The 14,952-nt window shown below is 70.4% G+C and carries 13 protein-coding genes; 9 read left to right on the forward strand and 4 right to left on the reverse strand.

Going from position 1 to position 14,952, the window contains the following annotated elements; translation table 11 throughout:
- Positions 1 to 37: 37 nt before the first annotated feature.
- The gene (locus KPL78_RS02260; RefSeq protein ID WP_219761084.1) at positions 38 to 1,468 is read right to left on the reverse strand and encodes an aldehyde dehydrogenase family protein; all 1,431 of its coding nucleotides are present in this window, start codon (positions 1,466 to 1,468) and stop codon (positions 38 to 40) included.
- Between the two features lie 190 nt (positions 1,469 to 1,658).
- On the opposite strand from KPL78_RS02260, the gene msrB reads away from it, so the two are divergent.
- The 9 genes from msrB to ybaK all read left to right on the forward strand — a co-directional run bounded on the left by msrB (position 1,659) and on the right by ybaK (position 10,996).
- Positions 1,659 to 2,075: a peptide-methionine (R)-S-oxide reductase MsrB gene (gene msrB, locus KPL78_RS02265; protein ID WP_219761085.1), complete on the forward strand. Its 417-nt coding sequence runs from the start codon at positions 1,659 to 1,661 to the stop codon at positions 2,073 to 2,075.
- Positions 2,076 to 2,347: 272 nt separating this feature from the next.
- On the forward strand, positions 2,348 to 2,527 hold the full coding sequence (locus KPL78_RS02270; protein WP_219761086.1) for a hypothetical protein: 180 nt from the start codon (positions 2,348 to 2,350) through the stop codon (positions 2,525 to 2,527).
- 87 nt (positions 2,528 to 2,614) lie between these two features.
- Positions 2,615 to 4,123 (forward strand): IMP dehydrogenase, encoded by a 1,509-nt coding sequence (gene guaB, locus KPL78_RS02275; RefSeq protein WP_219761088.1) that lies wholly within the window; start codon positions 2,615 to 2,617, stop codon positions 4,121 to 4,123.
- 558 nt (positions 4,124 to 4,681) lie between these two features.
- Positions 4,682 to 5,359 (forward strand): haloacid dehalogenase type II, encoded by a 678-nt coding sequence (locus KPL78_RS02280; RefSeq protein ID WP_219761090.1) that lies wholly within the window; start codon positions 4,682 to 4,684, stop codon positions 5,357 to 5,359.
- A complete protein-coding gene (locus KPL78_RS02285) occupies positions 5,356 to 6,693 on the forward strand; it encodes an RsmB/NOP family class I SAM-dependent RNA methyltransferase (protein WP_219761092.1) in 1,338 nt (445 codons plus the stop codon). Before KPL78_RS02280 ends, KPL78_RS02285 begins: the two co-directional genes overlap by 4 nt.
- Complete coding sequence (locus KPL78_RS02290) at positions 6,690 to 7,235, forward strand: GNAT family N-acetyltransferase (protein ID WP_219761094.1); 546 nt, start codon at positions 6,690 to 6,692, stop codon at positions 7,233 to 7,235. The genes KPL78_RS02285 and KPL78_RS02290 overlap by 4 nt, the downstream gene beginning before the upstream one ends.
- Positions 7,236 to 7,259: 24 nt before the next feature.
- Positions 7,260 to 8,861, forward strand: a complete 1,602-nt coding sequence (gene guaA / locus KPL78_RS02295; protein ID WP_255568515.1) for a glutamine-hydrolyzing GMP synthase — start codon at positions 7,260 to 7,262, stop codon at positions 8,859 to 8,861.
- The gene (locus tag KPL78_RS02300; protein WP_219761096.1) at positions 8,861 to 10,123 is read left to right on the forward strand and encodes a M20/M25/M40 family metallo-hydrolase; all 1,263 of its coding nucleotides are present in this window, start codon (positions 8,861 to 8,863) and stop codon (positions 10,121 to 10,123) included. Before guaA ends, KPL78_RS02300 begins: the two co-directional genes overlap by 1 nt.
- Before the next feature lie 399 nt (positions 10,124 to 10,522).
- On the forward strand, positions 10,523 to 10,996 hold the full coding sequence (ybaK, locus tag KPL78_RS02305; protein WP_219761098.1) for a Cys-tRNA(Pro) deacylase: 474 nt from the start codon (positions 10,523 to 10,525) through the stop codon (positions 10,994 to 10,996).
- 60 nt (positions 10,997 to 11,056) lie between these two features.
- On the opposite strand, the gene KPL78_RS02310 is transcribed toward ybaK, so the two are convergent.
- The 3 genes from KPL78_RS02310 to KPL78_RS02320 all read right to left on the reverse strand — a co-directional run bounded on the left by KPL78_RS02310 (position 11,057) and on the right by KPL78_RS02320 (position 14,785).
- Positions 11,057 to 11,833 (reverse strand): sulfotransferase family 2 domain-containing protein, encoded by a 777-nt coding sequence (locus KPL78_RS02310; RefSeq protein ID WP_219761100.1) that lies wholly within the window; start codon positions 11,831 to 11,833, stop codon positions 11,057 to 11,059.
- A 167-nt stretch (positions 11,834 to 12,000) separates the two neighbouring features.
- Positions 12,001 to 13,284 carry a glycosyltransferase gene (locus tag KPL78_RS02315; RefSeq protein ID WP_219761102.1) on the reverse strand — a complete coding sequence of 428 codons (1,284 nt, stop codon included), beginning with the start codon at positions 13,282 to 13,284 and terminating at the stop codon, positions 12,001 to 12,003.
- On the reverse strand, positions 13,271 to 14,785 hold the full coding sequence (locus KPL78_RS02320) for a hypothetical protein (RefSeq protein ID WP_219761104.1): 1,515 nt from the start codon (positions 14,783 to 14,785) through the stop codon (positions 13,271 to 13,273). Before KPL78_RS02320 ends, KPL78_RS02315 begins: the two co-directional genes overlap by 14 nt.
- Positions 14,786 to 14,952: the final 167 nt, after the last annotated feature.

Raw genomic sequence — 14,952 nt, forward strand, 5'->3', positions numbered from 1 at the left:
GTCCGTCATATGCGGCTGCGCATGAGGCCGTCGATGCTCAGGCGGCCTCGTAGCCGATGACGGCCTTGATCTCGGTGAAGTCGTCGAGCGCCCACTTCCCGTATTCGCGCCCGTTGCCCGACTGCTTGTAGCCGCCGAAGGGCGCGGCCGTGTCGCCGACCGGATAGTTCATGAAGACATTGCCCGCGCGCATCTGCGCCGAGACGCGCCGCGCCCGCGCGATGTCCGGCGACTGCACGTAGGCGGCGAGGCCATAGACCGTGTCATTGGCCATCTCGATGGCATGCGCCTCGTCGCGATAGGGCAGGATGGACAGGACGGGTCCGAAGATCTCCTCCCGCGCGATGGTCATGTCGTTGCGGACATTGGCGAAGACGGTCGGGCGCACGAAATAGCCGCGGTTGAGGTTCTCCGGCCGGCCCGGGCCGCCAGCCACGAGTTCCGCGCCCTCCCTGATTCCGGCCTCGATCAGGCGCTGGATCTTGGCGAACTGCACCTCGCTGACCACCGGGCCGATGGTGGTGCGGGGATCGTCCACCGGGCCGACGACGACGCTGTCCGCCGCCGCCTTGGCGATGGCCTTCACTTCCTCCTGCCGGTCGGCGGGGACGAACATGCGGGTCGGCGCGTTGCAGGACTGGCCGCTGTTGCCCATCATGCCCAGCACGCCCTTGGTCACCGCGACCTGGAAATCCACGTCGGGCAGCAGGATGTTCGCCGACTTGCCGCCGAGCTCCTGCGCCACGCGCTTGACCGTCGTCGCCGCGGTCTGCGCCACCAGGATGCCGGCGCGCGTCGATCCGGTGAAGGACATCATGTCGATGTCGGGATGCGCCGACATGGCGTTGCCGACCACCGCCCCTTCGCCCTGCACCATGTTGTAGACGCCGGCCGGCACGCCGGCGGCATGCATCACCTCGGACCAGATGATGGCGTTGAGCGGCGCGACCTCCGAGGGCTTCAGCACCATGGTGCAGCCGGCGGCGATGCCCGGCGCGACCTTGCAGACGATCTGGTTGATCGGCCAGTTCCACGGCGTGATGAGGCCGACCACGCCGATCGGTTCGCGCGCGATCAGCGTCGTGCCCTGCACCTCCTCGAAGGCATAGTCCTGCAGCACCTGGATCATGCGCGTCAGATGCGCGGTGCCGGTCGCCGCCTGGCGCTCCAGGGCGAATTTCAGCGGCGCGCCCATCTCCTGCGACAGGGCGGCGGCGATGTCCTCGCGGCGCTTCTGGTATTCGGACAGGATGGCGCGCAGCAGGTCGACCCGGTCCTGGCGCGAGGTCTGCGCGAAGGCGGGAAAGGCCGCGCGCGCGGCGGCCACGGCACGGTCCACGTCCTTCGGGCCGCCCACCGCGATCTGCGTGAAGGCCTCCTCGGTCGAGGGATTCACCACGTCGATCAGCCGGGGTTCCAGCGGGGCGACCCAGGCGCCGTTCACATAGTGCTCGGTCTCATGCTGCATCTCGCTCTCCTCCTAGTGTCGGGCCGCATGGCCGCGATATATTTCTTGGACTATAACGAGGCGCGCGACGGGCTGGCAATCGGGGCCCGGATGTCGTCATCCTGGCGCCGGCACCCCACATGGACGCCGTAACCATCGGGACATGGACGCCGTAACCGTCGGGTGCGGCAGGGCCGCGAAGGGATCGAGAATGACGACAGCCGAGAAGACCTTCCCCATCACCCGCAGCGAGGCCGAATGGCGCGCGCTGCTGACGCCCGAGCAGTACCAGGTGATGCGGGCCCACGGCACCGAACGCCCGGGAAGCTGCGCCCTGCTGCGGGAGAAGCGCCGCGGCGTCTTCGCCTGCGCCGGCTGCGGCCAGGCGCTGTTCCGGTCCGGCCGCAAATTCGAGAGCGGCACGGGCTGGCCGAGCTTCGACACGCCGGAGCCCGACGCGGTCGAGACCACCACCGATCGCAGCTACGGCATGGTGCGGACCGAGGTGCATTGCAGCCGCTGCGGCAGCCATCTCGGTCATGTCTTCGAGGACGGGCCGCCTCCGACCGGCCTGCGCTACTGCATCAACGGCGTGGCGCTGGATTTCACCCCCGAAGAGACAGCCTGAGGCCAGGGTCGGTCTCGCGCCGGGCGGCGCCGGTGGGGCTGAACGCCGCGCCGGCGCTGGCCCGGGACGCGCGCCGGCTGCGGGATGCCGCGGGGCGGGAGGCCGTGCCGCCTCGCCGCATCGCCCGGGTCTTCCTGGCCGGGCCGACGCAAATCCCGCCCCGGGACACCGCGGGGCTGCGATTGCGGAGCGCGGCGAGGGGACCGGCCCCCCGCGCATCGGCCGGCCGAGCACACCCCCGGCATGCCCCGGGGCCCCGACCGGAGCGGGGCGTGGGCACGGTGCCGAGCGTCGCGATGCCGGAATCCGGCAGGACCGGCAGTCTGGTGGCGCATGCGATGGGCGTGGTGCTGATGCGCGGCCAGGGCAGCCGCATCCGGCGCCGGCGGGGCCCGATGCCTGGCATCCTGCCGCGTCCGGTGGCGCTCGACCCGGCCCTGATCGGGGTCTGACACGCAACTGCCGCGGGCATGTGCTTGCCCCCGCGCGCGCATCGCACTAAGTGGGGCCGCCAAGGTTCGGATCGCGAAAGGTCCCCCATGGCTCCCGACAACTCGCCTGAACAGCTCCCCCGTCGCGGCATCCGCATGATCGAGGAGGCCTATGCCTTCGACGACGTGCTGCTGGTGCCTTCCTATTCCACCGTGCTGCCGTCGCAGACCGACACGCGCACGCGGATGACGCGGGAGATCACGCTCAACATTCCGCTGATTTCCGCCGCGATGGACACGGTCACCGAGGGCAACATGGCCATCGCCATGGCCCAGACCGGCGGCATCGGCGTCATCCACAAGAACCTCACCCCCGAGGAGCAGGCTGCCCAGGTCCGGCAGGTGAAGAAGTTCGAATCGGGCATGGTGGTGAATCCGCTCACCGTGCATCCCGATCAGACGCTCGCCGAGGTCCGCGCGTTGCAGGACCGCTACCGCATCAGCGGCATTCCGGTGGTCGAGCGCGGGTCGGGGCGCCTTGTCGGCATCATCACCAACCGCGACGTCCGCTTCGCGACCGACCCGAACCTGCGCGTCTATGAGCTGATGACGCGGGAGAACCTGATCACCGCCTCCCCCGAGGTGACCGCGGACGAAGCCCGCACCCTGTTGCACAAGCACCGCATCGAGAAGCTGCTGGTGGTGGACGACGCCTATCGCTGCGTCGGCCTCGTCACCGTGAAGGACATGGACAAGGCGCAGGCGAACCCGAACGCGGTGAAGGACGCGATGGGCCGGCTGCGCGTCGCCGCGGCGACGGGGGTGGGCGAGGACGGCTATCATCGCGCCGAACTGCTGGTCGCGGCCGAGGTGGACGTGATCGTGGTGGACACCGCCCATGGCCATTCGGGCGGCGTGATGAAGGCGGTGGAGCGCATCAAGCGCCTGTCCAATTCCGTCCAGGTCGTCGCCGGCAACATCGCGACGCCGGAGGGCGCGCTGGCGCTGATCGAGGCCGGGGCGGACGCCGTGAAGATCGGCATCGGTCCGGGGTCCATCTGCACGACCCGCATCGTCGCCGGCGTCGGCGTGCCGCAGCTCACCGCCGTGATGGAAAGTTCCGCCGCTGCGCGGGAGAAGGGCGTGCCGTCCATCGCCGATGGCGGCATTCGCACCTCGGGCGACCTGGCCAAGGCGATCGCCGGCGGGGCGGATTGCGCCATGATGGGCAGCGTCTTCGCCGGCACCGACGAGGCCCCGGGCGAGGTCTTCCTCTACCAGGGCCGGTCGTACAAGTCGTATCGCGGCATGGGCTCGCTGGGTGCGATGGCGCGGGGATCGGCCGACCGCTACTTCCAGGCCGAGGTGCAGGACACGCTGAAGCTGGTGCCGGAAGGCATCGAGGGCCGCGTCGGCTACAAGGGCCCGGTCGGCACCGTGGTGCACCAGATGGTCGGCGGGCTGCGCGCGGCGATGGGCTACACGGGCTGCGCGACCATTCCGGACCTGCAGGTGAACGGCCGCTTCCGGCGGATCACCGGGGCCGGGCTGCGCGAGAGCCATGTGCATGACGTGGCAATCACGCGGGAAGCGCCGAACTACCGGGCGGAGGGCTGAGGGCCGGGCCGCGGGGGACTTTGACCTTCACGGACCGTGCCGCTGAGCGCGCCAAGGTCGCAAAGCCTTGGTGGGACCCTGATGCGCGGGTGAGAATGGGATGGGGCTTTGCCCCATTGATGCGGGGACAAGCATTGGAGAGGGGCGCCGACCCTCTCCAAACCTCACCCCGCCTGGGTTCCCATTGACGTTGCAGGGCAACGTCAATGGGAACCCAGGCCATGGATGGCCTGGACCGCCGGCACCTGGCGTTCGGCCCGTCGGCCATTCCTCGCCCTCTCGGCGCCTTCCCTGCGCCGATGCGGATTACGGCACTGGTCCTGCCCGCGCTGCCCTGCGCCAAGTGACGGTTTCCAAAGGCCTTTCGGCCTTTGGTGGGGTGGTTTGGAGGGGCAAAGCCCCTCCAATTCCCGCATCGGAAGAACAAGCGCGACCGGACGCCTGAATCGCCCGCCCACCCGCGGCCATACGCATCGCGGGGCTGGTGCAACCTGTGCGCGCGGCGCCAATACTGCCTCCTGGCGGGGAGGTTTCGCCTCTCCAATGGAGCTGAACGCCATGTCCAAGCCTGAAGCCGTCATTTTCGACGCCTATGGCACGCTGCTCGACATCGATGGTGCCATGGCGGCGCATGCCGCGCGGCTCGGCGACCGCTGGGCGGCCCTGTCGGCCGAATGGCGGAACAAGCAGCTTGAATACAGCTGGGTCCGCAGCCTGACCGGCCCGTCGCATCACGAGGATTTCTGGCTCTGCACCCGCGATGCCCTCGCCTTCGTCTGTGCCCGGCATGGCATTGCGGATGCGGCGCTGGAAAGGGACCTGATGGAGGCCTATCGCGTCCTGCCGGCCTATCCCGAGGTGCCGGACATGCTGCGGGCACTTCGTGCGCAGGGCATCGCCACCGCCATATTGTCGAACGGGACGCCAAGCATGCTGGCGGATGCGGTGGAGGCAGCCGGCCTCACCCCGCTGCTGGATGAGGTGCTGAGCGTGGAATCCGTTGGAATCTTCAAACCCGACCCGCGGGTCTATCGCCTGGCGACCCGGCAGTTCGGCTGTTCCTCGGACCAGCTCGTCTTCGTGTCGGGCAATGCCTGGGATGGGCAGGCGGCCTATGCCTTCGGCATGCGGGTCGTGCGCGTGAACCGCCGCGACGCGCCGGACGAATACGGGCTGGCGGATGCCGGCGTACCCTCCCTGCCCAACCTTTCAGGACTGGCTGACCTTCTATCGTGACCCCTTCTGCCCGGATTGCCGCCGCGATCAGCCTGCTCGCGGCGCTTGAGGAACAATGCTTCGCGCCCGCGGCGCGCCGTCGCCCGGCCGATGCCGTGGCGAGCGACTTCTTCCGTGCCCGCCGCTTCATCGGCGGGGGCGACCGGCGGGAGGTCTCGGAACGCGCCTGGGACGTGGTCCGGCAGCGGCTGCGGCTCGACTGGCACCTGGCGCGGCTGGGGGTGGCGCCGACGCCGCGCCTGCTGCTGCTGGCCCAGATGCTGCTGGGCCGCGCCGAGGACCATGGGCGCGGGCGCCAGGCGGTCGAGGCCGTCTTCGACGGGTCGCATTACGGGCCGGCGGCGCTCGATGCCGGGGAACGGCGGGTGGCGGCGGCGCTGGACGGGCGGCCGCTCATCGACCCGGCCATGCCGGACGGGCCCCGGCTGAACCTGCCGGATTGGGTGCTGCCGGCGCTGTCCGCGCGGTTCGGGCCGCGGCTGGCGGAGGAAGCGGCGGCGCTGGAGACCGAGGCGCCGCTCGACCTGCGCGTGAACCTGCTCAAGACCGACCGTGCCACGGCGGCACGGACCCTCGCGGCCGAGGGCGTCCCGACCGAGCCGACGCCCCTGTCCCCCTGGGGGCTGCGCCTGCCGTCCCGCCGCCCGGTGACCGGCACCGCCGCCTATCGCGAGGGGATGATCGAGGTGCAGGACGAGGGCAGCCAGCTCATCGCCCTGCTGGCGGAGGCCGGGCCCGGCATGCGGGTGGCGGATTACTGCGCCGGGGCGGCGGGCAAGACCCTCGCCATGGCGGCGACCATGGGCAATCGCGGGCGAATCACCGCCTGCGACACCTCCGCGCCGCGGCTGGAGGGGGCGGCGAAGCGCCTCCGCCGGGCGGGTGTCGACAATGCCGAACGGCATCTGCTGGCACCCGGTGACCGCTGGGCCAAGCGGCGCGCCGGGTCCTTCGACCGCGTGCTGGTCGATGCGCCCTGCACCGGCACCGGGACCTGGCGGCGCAACCCCGATGCGCGGCTGCGCACGCGGCCCGAGGACCTCGCCGAGCTTGTTGCCGTGCAGGATGAGATTCTCGCGAGGGCCTCGGAACTGGTGCGCCCGGGGGGAAGGCTGGTCTACGCTACCTGTTCACTCCTGCCGCAGGAGAATGAAGAGCAGATGGACCGCTTCCTGGCGCGTGCCCCTGGTTTTGTTCCGGTTCCGCTGGAACGGCTCTGGACGGCGCTGCTGCCCGGGGTGGGGGTCCCCTGCGCCGGGCCGTGGATGAGCCTGTCGCCCGGGGCGAACGGCACGGACGGCTTCTTCTGCGCGGTGCTGGAGCGCGTGCCGTGATCAGCATCCGGCGCGCGCGCCCGGGCGATGCCCAGGCGATCGGCGAGATCCATGCCGCGGTGTGGCGGTCGACCTATGCCGGCATCCTGCCCGATGCCTATCTGGCGGGGCTGTCGCCGCATCGGCTCGCCGGGTTCTACCAGCGCGCCGTGCTGGACCGGCGGGAAGGGCACGCGGTCTTCGTCGCCGCGGCGGGGGACCAGGGCGTCGTCGGCTTCGCCTCGGGCGGTCGGGCACGGCGGACGGGCATCGCCGATGGCGAGGTCGAGACGCTGTATCTGCTGGAGGATTGGCGGGAGCGCGGGGCCGGGCGGCGGCTGATGCGCGCCATGGGGGCGCATCTTCGCGCCGTGGGCTGCCGGTCGGCCATGCTGTGGGTGCTGCACGACAATCCGACGCGCTGGTTCTACCGCCACCTGGGCGGGCGCGAGGTCGCGCACGAGGAAATCCGCGTCGGCGGGCAGACGGTGCGCCAGGCGGCCTTTCTGTGGGATCCGATCGAAGTGCTGCTCGCCGCGACTGCGCCCGCAGGGGAGCGTTGACCGAGGGCATCTTGCCCCGCGCGCATGGGTGTGCTTCACGCCGCCATGGCCGACCCGATTCCTGATTCCGCCCCCCGCCACGACCGGATCCTGATCCTCGACTTCGGCAGCCAGGTGACGCAGCTCATCGCGCGCCGCCTCCGCGAAGCCGGGGTCTATTGCGAGGTCTGGCCCTTCAACAACGCCCCGGAAGACCGCATCCGCGCCTTCGCGCCGAGGGGGATCATCTTCTCGGGCGGTCCCGCTTCCGTGACCGAAGGCGAAAGCCCCCGGGCGCCGGACTATGCCTTCGCCTCCGGGCTGCCGATCCTGGGCATCTGCTACGGGCAGCAGACCATGGCCCAGCAGCTCGGCGGCACGGTCGAGAGCGGGCATACCGCCGAGTTTGGCCGCGCCTTCATCGATGTCACCGGCGACTGCGCCATCACCCAGGGCATCTGGGCCAAGGGCGCGCGCGAGCAGGTCTGGATGTCGCATGGCGACCGCATCACCGAACTGCCGCCGGGCTTCCGCGTGGTGGCATCCAGCGAGGGCGCGCCCTTCGCGGTGATCGCGGATGATGCCCGCCACTACTACGGCACGATGTTCCACCCCGAGGTGGTGCACACGCCGCATGGCGCCGCGCTGCTGAAGAACTTCACCAATCTGGTCTGTGGCTGTTCCGGCGATTGGACCATGGGTGCCTTCCGCGCCGAGATGGTCGAGAAGATCCGCGCCCAGGTCGGCAAGGGCCGCGTGGTCTGCGGGCTGTCGGGCGGTGTGGATTCCTCGGTCGCCGCCGTGCTGATCCATGAGGCGATCGGCGACCAGCTCACCTGCATCTATGTCGATCATGGGCTGATGCGGGCGAACGAGTCCGAGCAGGTGGTCTCCACCTTCCGCGACCGCTTCAACATCCATCTCGTCCATCGCGACGCGAGCGACCTGTTCCTCGGCCAGCTCTCCGGCGTTACGGACCCGGAGGTGAAGCGCAAGACCATCGGACGCCTGTTCATCGAGGTCTTCGAGGAAGAGCAGACCAAGATCGGCGGCGCGGATTTCCTCGCCCAGGGCACGCTGTATCCGGATGTGATCGAGAGCGTGTCCGCGACCGGCGGGCCGTCGGTGACGATCAAGTCGCACCACAATGTCGGCGGCCTGCCCGAAGGCATGCGCATGAAGCTCGTCGAGCCGCTGCGCGACCTGTTCAAGGACGAGGTGCGCGCGCTCGGCCGCGAACTCGGTATCCCGGAGGAGATCGTCGGGCGCCATCCCTTCCCGGGGCCGGGCCTCGCCATCCGCATCCCCGGCGAGGTGACGCGAGAGAAGGCGGACCTGCTGCGCAAGGTGGATGTGATCTACCTGGAGGAGATCCGCGCGGCCGGCCTGTATGACGCGATCTGGCAGGCCTTCGCGGTGCTGCTGCCGGTGCGCACCGTGGGCGTGATGGGGGATGGCCGGACCTACGACCAGGCCTGCGCGCTCCGCGCGGTGACGTCCACCGACGGCATGACGGCGGATGTCTATCCGTTCACCATGGAATTCCTGAGCCGCGTGGCGAACCGCATCGTCAACGAGGTGCGCGGCATCAATCGCGTGACCTACGACATCACCTCGAAGCCGCCGGGCACGATCGAGTGGGAGTGATGACGGCTGCCGACCTGAAGGCCTCGCTCTGCCGCCACATCGACGCAAGACGCGACGACGTCGTCGCCCTGCTGCAGGACTTCCTGCGCATCCGCTCGGTCAACCCGCCGGGCGACACGCGGGAGGCGGCAGATTTCGTGCGCGGCATCCTCGATCGTTTCGGCCTGGAACACCGCACCGTCGCGGCGCGGGAGGATATGCCCAACATCATCTCCTGCTGGCATGCGCCGGTGGTGGGGCGGCACCTGGTGCTGAACGGGCACATGGATGTCTTTCCCGTCTCCGACGACCGTCTCTGGGCCGCGGAGATCGAGGGCGACCGCATCGTCGCGCGCGGTGCGTCGGACATGAAGACCGGCACGCTCGCTTCGATCCTCACCTATGGGCTGCTCTACCCGTATCGCGACCGGCTGTTTGGCAAGCTGACGCTGACCGTGGTGTCGGATGAGCAATCCGGCGGCCGCTACGGCACGAAGTTCCTCTTCGACACCTGTGCCGACGAAATCAGCGGCGATTGCTGCCTGAACGGCGAACCGAGCGGCCTCGGCAATATCCGCTTCCTTGAGAAGGGCACATTGCGCTTCTCACTCTCGGCCAACGGGCCGGGCGGGCATGGTGGCTATCCGCACCGCTCGAACAATCCGATCCAGCAGGTCGTTGCCGCGACGCAGGCGCTCTACGACCGCTACCATCTGCGTCTCGCGGACATGCCCGAGGAGATCGTCGCCGTTCTGCGCGACCCGGCGAGCATCGCCGCCGCCGACGCCCTGCTGGGCAAGGGCGCGGCCGACAATGCGCTGCGCATGACCGTCAATGCCGGCGTCATCCAGGGCGGCCGCAAGGCGACGCAGATCCCGACCGACTGCGCCGTGCATGTGGACATCCGCGTGCCCTACGGCCCGGATCTCGATCGCGTGCGCGCGGAACTGCCGGGCCTCGCCGCGGAGTTCGGCTGCACCCTGACGATCAACGAGGACCACAGCTACCCCGCCAGCGGCACCGAGCCCGATGGCGAGATGGCCCTGATCCTGCGCGACAACACGCGCGCGCTGCTCGGCATCGAGGCGCCGCCGGTGTGCAGCCTGGGTGGCACCGACACGCGCTACTGGCGCTGGCGCGGCATCCCGGCGGTGATCGTCGGACCGTCGCCGCTCAGCATGGGCACGGACAATGAGCACGTCACGATCGATGAGGCGATCGCTGTGCTGAAGCTCCAGGTGATGTGCGCGATCGACTACCTGTCGGTCCCGGCAGCGGCGTAAGGCGGACGCGCTGCATATCAGCGGCCGCGACTGCGGCGTGGTTGGGCTATTGGAGGGGCTCTGCCCCTCCAAGCCACCCCGCCAAAGGCCACAGGGCCTTTGGAAACCGTCACCTGGTGCTTGGCCTTGCGGGCACCCCAATTCCCATCGTGGGCGTGTCGTGCGCAGGGGCGGGTTTCGGCCCGCATCCTGACAGCGGCGCACGGCGCCAGGCCGAGGTTTCCAAAGGCCCTTCGGCCTTTGGCGGGGAGAGGCCCGGAGAGGGGCGGCGCCCCTCTCCGGTTCCACCTCTCCAACCTCCGGGCCGGCTGAAGGGCTGGGCGGTCGCGCCGCGTAGCCTATGATGCGCGGCATCGACGCCGCGGAAGGGTCCGCGATGAACCAGGCGGGACGGAGAGCGTGTCCAAGGCAACGCGGGCCACGGTGGCTCTGACCAAGGCCGGCGCGGCCTTCACCATCCACAGCTACGACTACGACCCCGACGCCGACAGCATCGGGTTGCAGGCGGCCGAGGCGCTCGGGGAGGCCCCCTCCCGCGTGCTCAAGACGCTGATGGCGCTGGTGGACGGCAAGCCGGCCTGCGTCATCGTGCCCTCGGACCATGAGGTGTCGATGAAGCGCCTGGCCGCGGCTTTCGGTGGCAAGTCGGCGCAGATGATGAAGCCGGCGGAGGCCGAGCGCGTCACCGGCTACAAGGTCGGCGGCATCAGCCCCTTCGGCCAGATGCGCCCGGTGCGCACGGCGATCGAGGAACAGGCGCTCGCCGAGGACTTCGTCTATGTCAATGGCGGCCAGCGCGGACTGCAGGTGCGATTGAGCCCGCGCGACGCGGCCGCCTTGCTGAAGGCGATTGTCGCGCCGCTCGTGGCCTGATGCGGCCCCGCTGCCCCGCGTCCTGGCGCCGCGGGGAATCGCGGCCCCGGCCAGCCTGCATCACGCTGCGCGTTGCAGGATCCAGGCGGCCAGGTCGTCCTTCACCATGTCGAGGCGCCGGCGCAGCTCCTCGAACAGCGACCGGTCGAAGGCGTGGGCTGCCTCGATCCGTGCCGCCAATGTCGGGTCGATGTCAGCGGGATTGTCCTGCGTCGGCGGGTTGGTCCGCTCGCGCAGGCTGGGCTCGCGCTGGATGCCGATGAGGCGCGTCAGGATGCGGAAGCTGGTGTCGTAGTCGTCCTGCAGCCCCACGAACTCGAAGGTATCGAGAAGATGGTCCAGCGGCAGCAGGTACTGAGTCATCTGGTTCGCGGTCCAGCCGCGCGCGAGGAAGGCTTCGATGGTCGGCACCTCGCGCCGGAACGCCTCATGGCCCGGATGCATGGGCGAACGCTGGTAGCGATAATCGGAGATGAAGCGCGACACCGGGTCGCGCAGATAGGTGAACAGGCGCGTCTGCGGCGCCGCGGCGCGGATGCGCGCGACGTGGCGGGCGAAGATGTGCCCCGACGCGAAGCGATAGCTGTTGTCGGCACAACGCGTGGCGAAGTCCTCCACTGCGCGGTCCAGCCGGTCATGGAAGGGGATCGCCAGATCCATCCCGTCGACATGGATGTTCGTCGCGGGCCGGTTCTCGCGCAGAGCGCCGGCAATCTCCTCGCGCAGCGAACTGCCTGCGGTCTTGGGGACGTGCTGGAACAGCCAGAGCGCGCCCTTGGTCCGCTGCGGGTCGAAGTAGTGATTGAAGTTCCCGTCCAGCAGGAGGCGCATGGACATCTTTTGACTCTCCTGATGCGCAGCTCCGGGGGGCTGGCGAATCCCGACGGTTCAAGGACGACAGAAACGATGCACGACCTAGCAGTATAGCCGAAGCGTTACAAAATCCCTTTCATCGGCTCCAGCGCCAGCCAGGCTGAATACAAGAGAGTTCGCGATTCTGTGATCTACTCCGCTTCTGCGGGCATCAACCCAAAGGCGCGTTCAAGACCAACGAGAAACTCGGCGCGTGCAATACTGTCGTTCAGGCTCGCGCTGATTGTGGCATGGCGCACGGGATCGGCGGCCTGGCGCAGCACGCTGGCGAGGTTGGGCGGCGACCCGCGCCGGAAATGCAGCCCATCGAGCCCGGGGCGCACCTTCTCGGCCATGCCGCCGATGTCCGAGACGATGAGCGGCGTGCCGGCGCGCATCGCCTCCTGGATCACCACCGGCGAGTTCTCCCACCAGATCGAGGGCACCACGACCCAGCCCGCGCCCTGCATCAGGTGGATCACGTCGGCCTGGTCGTAGCGCCCGAAGAAGGACAGCGCCGGGCCCGCCTGGTCGAGCGCCGGGGCGAGGGTGGGGAACATGCCGAGCACCTCCTCGCGCTCGCAGCCGAAGACCGAGAGGGTGAGCCCCGGCGCGGCGGCGACGGCGAGCGCGAAGCCGCGCAGCAGCACGTCCAGCCCCTTGAAGGGCGTCGGCTGGCCGAAGAAGGCGAAGTGGCCGGCCAGCGCCGGGTCGGCCGCCTGCCGGCGCGGCACATCGGCGAGCGCGTCGCCGAGGTAGTTCTCCAGCACCACGTCCCGCGCCGGGGCAAGGCCCCAGTCGCGATAGCGCTGACGGATGAAGTCCGAGGGATAGACCACGGCCTCGAAGCGCCGCAGCGTCTCGAGGAAGGCGGCGCGGCGCAGCACGAAGTGCCGCGGCTGCCATTCGGGGAAGCAGGCGCTGCACCGCGTCGGCGCGGCGGCGCGACATAGCTCGCGCCCACGGGTGCGGATCATCTGGCCGTGATGGGCGCAGATGGCGAGCATCTCATGCAGCGTGATGACGAAGCGCGCGTCGGGGCGCGCTTCCATCAACTCGGCGACGAGGTCGAGACCGATCCGCCACAGATGGTGGAAATGGAAGATGCGCGCACGCTGGCGTGCGAGGAAGCGGACAAGCTCTCGCCGGTCGGCGATGTCCGCCCAGAACAGCCGGTCTTCGGCCATCCCTGCGGTCGAGAACAGGAACTCGCCTGGCGCGTGGGGCAGGATGTGGTCCGGCCCGCCGAACTCGGCCGCGGCGACGAGGCTGACCTCGTGGCCCGCCGCGCGCAGCGCGAGGAATTCGCGGTAGGCCGCGGTCTCCCCGCCGCCCTTCGACAGGTCGGGATGGGCATGGACAACGATGCATACCGGCGCACGCGATTCCTCGGGCGATGCCGGCAGCAGGGACCAGGACGATTCAGCGCGGTTCATGCGATGCCCGTGCGCGCAATGCCGGCGCCGCGTCGCGCCATAGCGCGGCGAGGTGCTCGGTGACGAGATGGCCTGCCGCGCCGACCAGGGGCATGCCGCGGTGCCGCAGGCCCGATCCGCCTTCGAGGCCGGCGAGGAGGCGCGCCAGCCGCGCGATGGCGTCCCCGCCATCGAGCGAGCCCGCCGCGCCGGCGAGGCGCAGCACGGGCGCCAGCGCCGCGCCGTCGATCCCGCGGGCGAACAGCGCGTCCAGCCCGCCTGTTTCCAGGGCTTCGGCCAGGGCCGCCGGCTCGATCGGGACGAGGCGGGCGCGCGCATAGGTGCCGCGGCGCACCGCGCCCGGGAGGTCGAGCCCGACGCGCACCGGGATGCGGCCGCGCTGGAGGAAGACGTCGGCCACCTCCGCCGCCGGCCCCGGCGCGCCGACCACCACGACTTCGGCGGCGCGGCGCTCGATCTCTGCCGCGGCCAGGAAGACCAGTCGCGCGGCGAAGCGATCGTCCATATCGTGCAGCACGGCCACCACCGGCGCCTCGCCGGGCATGCCGCGGGGGGCACAGCTCGCCAGTGCGGCGTGGAAGGCCACGTCGAATGCCGCGCGCCGCATCTCCAGCACCCCGTGCAGCCAGGCGAAGCCGTCCGCGGCGTTGCCATCGCCATGCGGATGCTGCAACGCCGCGAGGAATGCCGGCGCCGGGATCAGCCTCGGCGCGGTACGGAACCAGGCGCCGCCCCCGGGATGCTGCAGCCCGACCAGCAGGTCGAAGGATGCGACGGGCAGGCCGGAACCCGCCGGCAGCCGGCCATAGAGCCTCACCCCGTGCTCCGCGCGCAGGGGCGGCGGGCCTTCCAGCCGGACCGGCAGCCGGCGATCCCTGTCCTCGGCGAGGGCGACGACGCGCAACTCCTCCTGCGGGCCGAGCGGGCGGGGCAGGGTGACTGCCACCACGCATTCCCCCAGGGCCGTCGCGGCCGCTTCGACATGCGCGAGGCCGCCCTGGTTCTCGACCGGCGTGGCCAGGCGCGGGACCGAGGCAATCCACCGGTCAAGGGCACCGGCCCCGCCACCCTCAGGGACGAGCAGGGTGCGCAGCCGCGAATCCGCCGCCGCGGCGGCAATCAGGTCGAACACCGCACCCCAGGGCTGGCGCGCGAGCAACTCGGCCACCGGCGCGCCGAGGCGGGTGGCCGGCATGGCGACCTCGTCGGTCCCTACGGTGAAGTGGAACTCTCCGGCGAGGCGCGTGCCGGCAGGCGGGCCGGCCACAAGGATGAAGCCGCGTGAGTTGCGGCCGTCATCCATCGCGCCCGTCAGATCGGACCGGTCGTACAGGACATGCGCCAGGCTCTCGAGCGGCAGGTCCCCGGCCCGGAGCCCGAGCACCGGTGTCGCCGTCCCGCGCGGCCAGGACAGCCAGCCCTGGACGAAGACGTGTCCGCCCCCGAGCGGCTGGACGCAGTCCAGTGCCAGGACGTCGTCCTGGCCGATGCGGACCTTCATGCCGACGCTCCCGCGCAACGCCCGATCGTGCCAGCCCGCCCGCGCCCGGGGAGGGCAGGGCCACCGATCGCCCATGAGGCCCCGCCGTGGCGTCGCGGCCGGGGCGCGGCGGCCTGGCGCGCACGCGAACCGCCCTGCGACGCGACGCGACGCGGCCGGATGGCCCG

This window comes from Roseomonas alba, assembly GCF_019430885.1.
In the GTDB taxonomy this organism is placed as follows: domain Bacteria; phylum Pseudomonadota; class Alphaproteobacteria; order Acetobacterales; family Acetobacteraceae; genus Neoroseomonas; species Neoroseomonas alba.

Bases quoted from the DNA above. Each gene is read 5' to 3' on its own strand.
- KPL78_RS02260 (WP_219761084.1), bottom strand. From the start codon at position 1,468: ATGCAGCATGAGACCGAGCACTATGTGAACGGCGCCTGGGTCGCCCCG.
- msrB (WP_219761085.1), top strand. From the start codon at position 1,659: ATGACGACAGCCGAGAAGACCTTCCCCATCACCCGCAGCGAGGCCGAA.
- guaB (WP_219761088.1), top strand. From the start codon at position 2,615: ATGGCTCCCGACAACTCGCCTGAACAGCTCCCCCGTCGCGGCATCCGC.
- KPL78_RS02280 (WP_219761090.1), top strand. From the start codon at position 4,682: ATGTCCAAGCCTGAAGCCGTCATTTTCGACGCCTATGGCACGCTGCTC.
- guaA (WP_255568515.1), top strand. From the start codon at position 7,260: ATGGGTGTGCTTCACGCCGCCATGGCCGACCCGATTCCTGATTCCGCC.
- KPL78_RS02300 (WP_219761096.1), top strand. From the start codon at position 8,861: ATGACGGCTGCCGACCTGAAGGCCTCGCTCTGCCGCCACATCGACGCA.
- KPL78_RS02310 (WP_219761100.1), bottom strand. From the start codon at position 11,833: ATGTCCATGCGCCTCCTGCTGGACGGGAACTTCAATCACTACTTCGAC.
- KPL78_RS02315 (WP_219761102.1), bottom strand. From the start codon at position 13,284: ATGAACCGCGCTGAATCGTCCTGGTCCCTGCTGCCGGCATCGCCCGAG.
- KPL78_RS02320 (WP_219761104.1), bottom strand. From the start codon at position 14,785: ATGAAGGTCCGCATCGGCCAGGACGACGTCCTGGCACTGGACTGCGTC.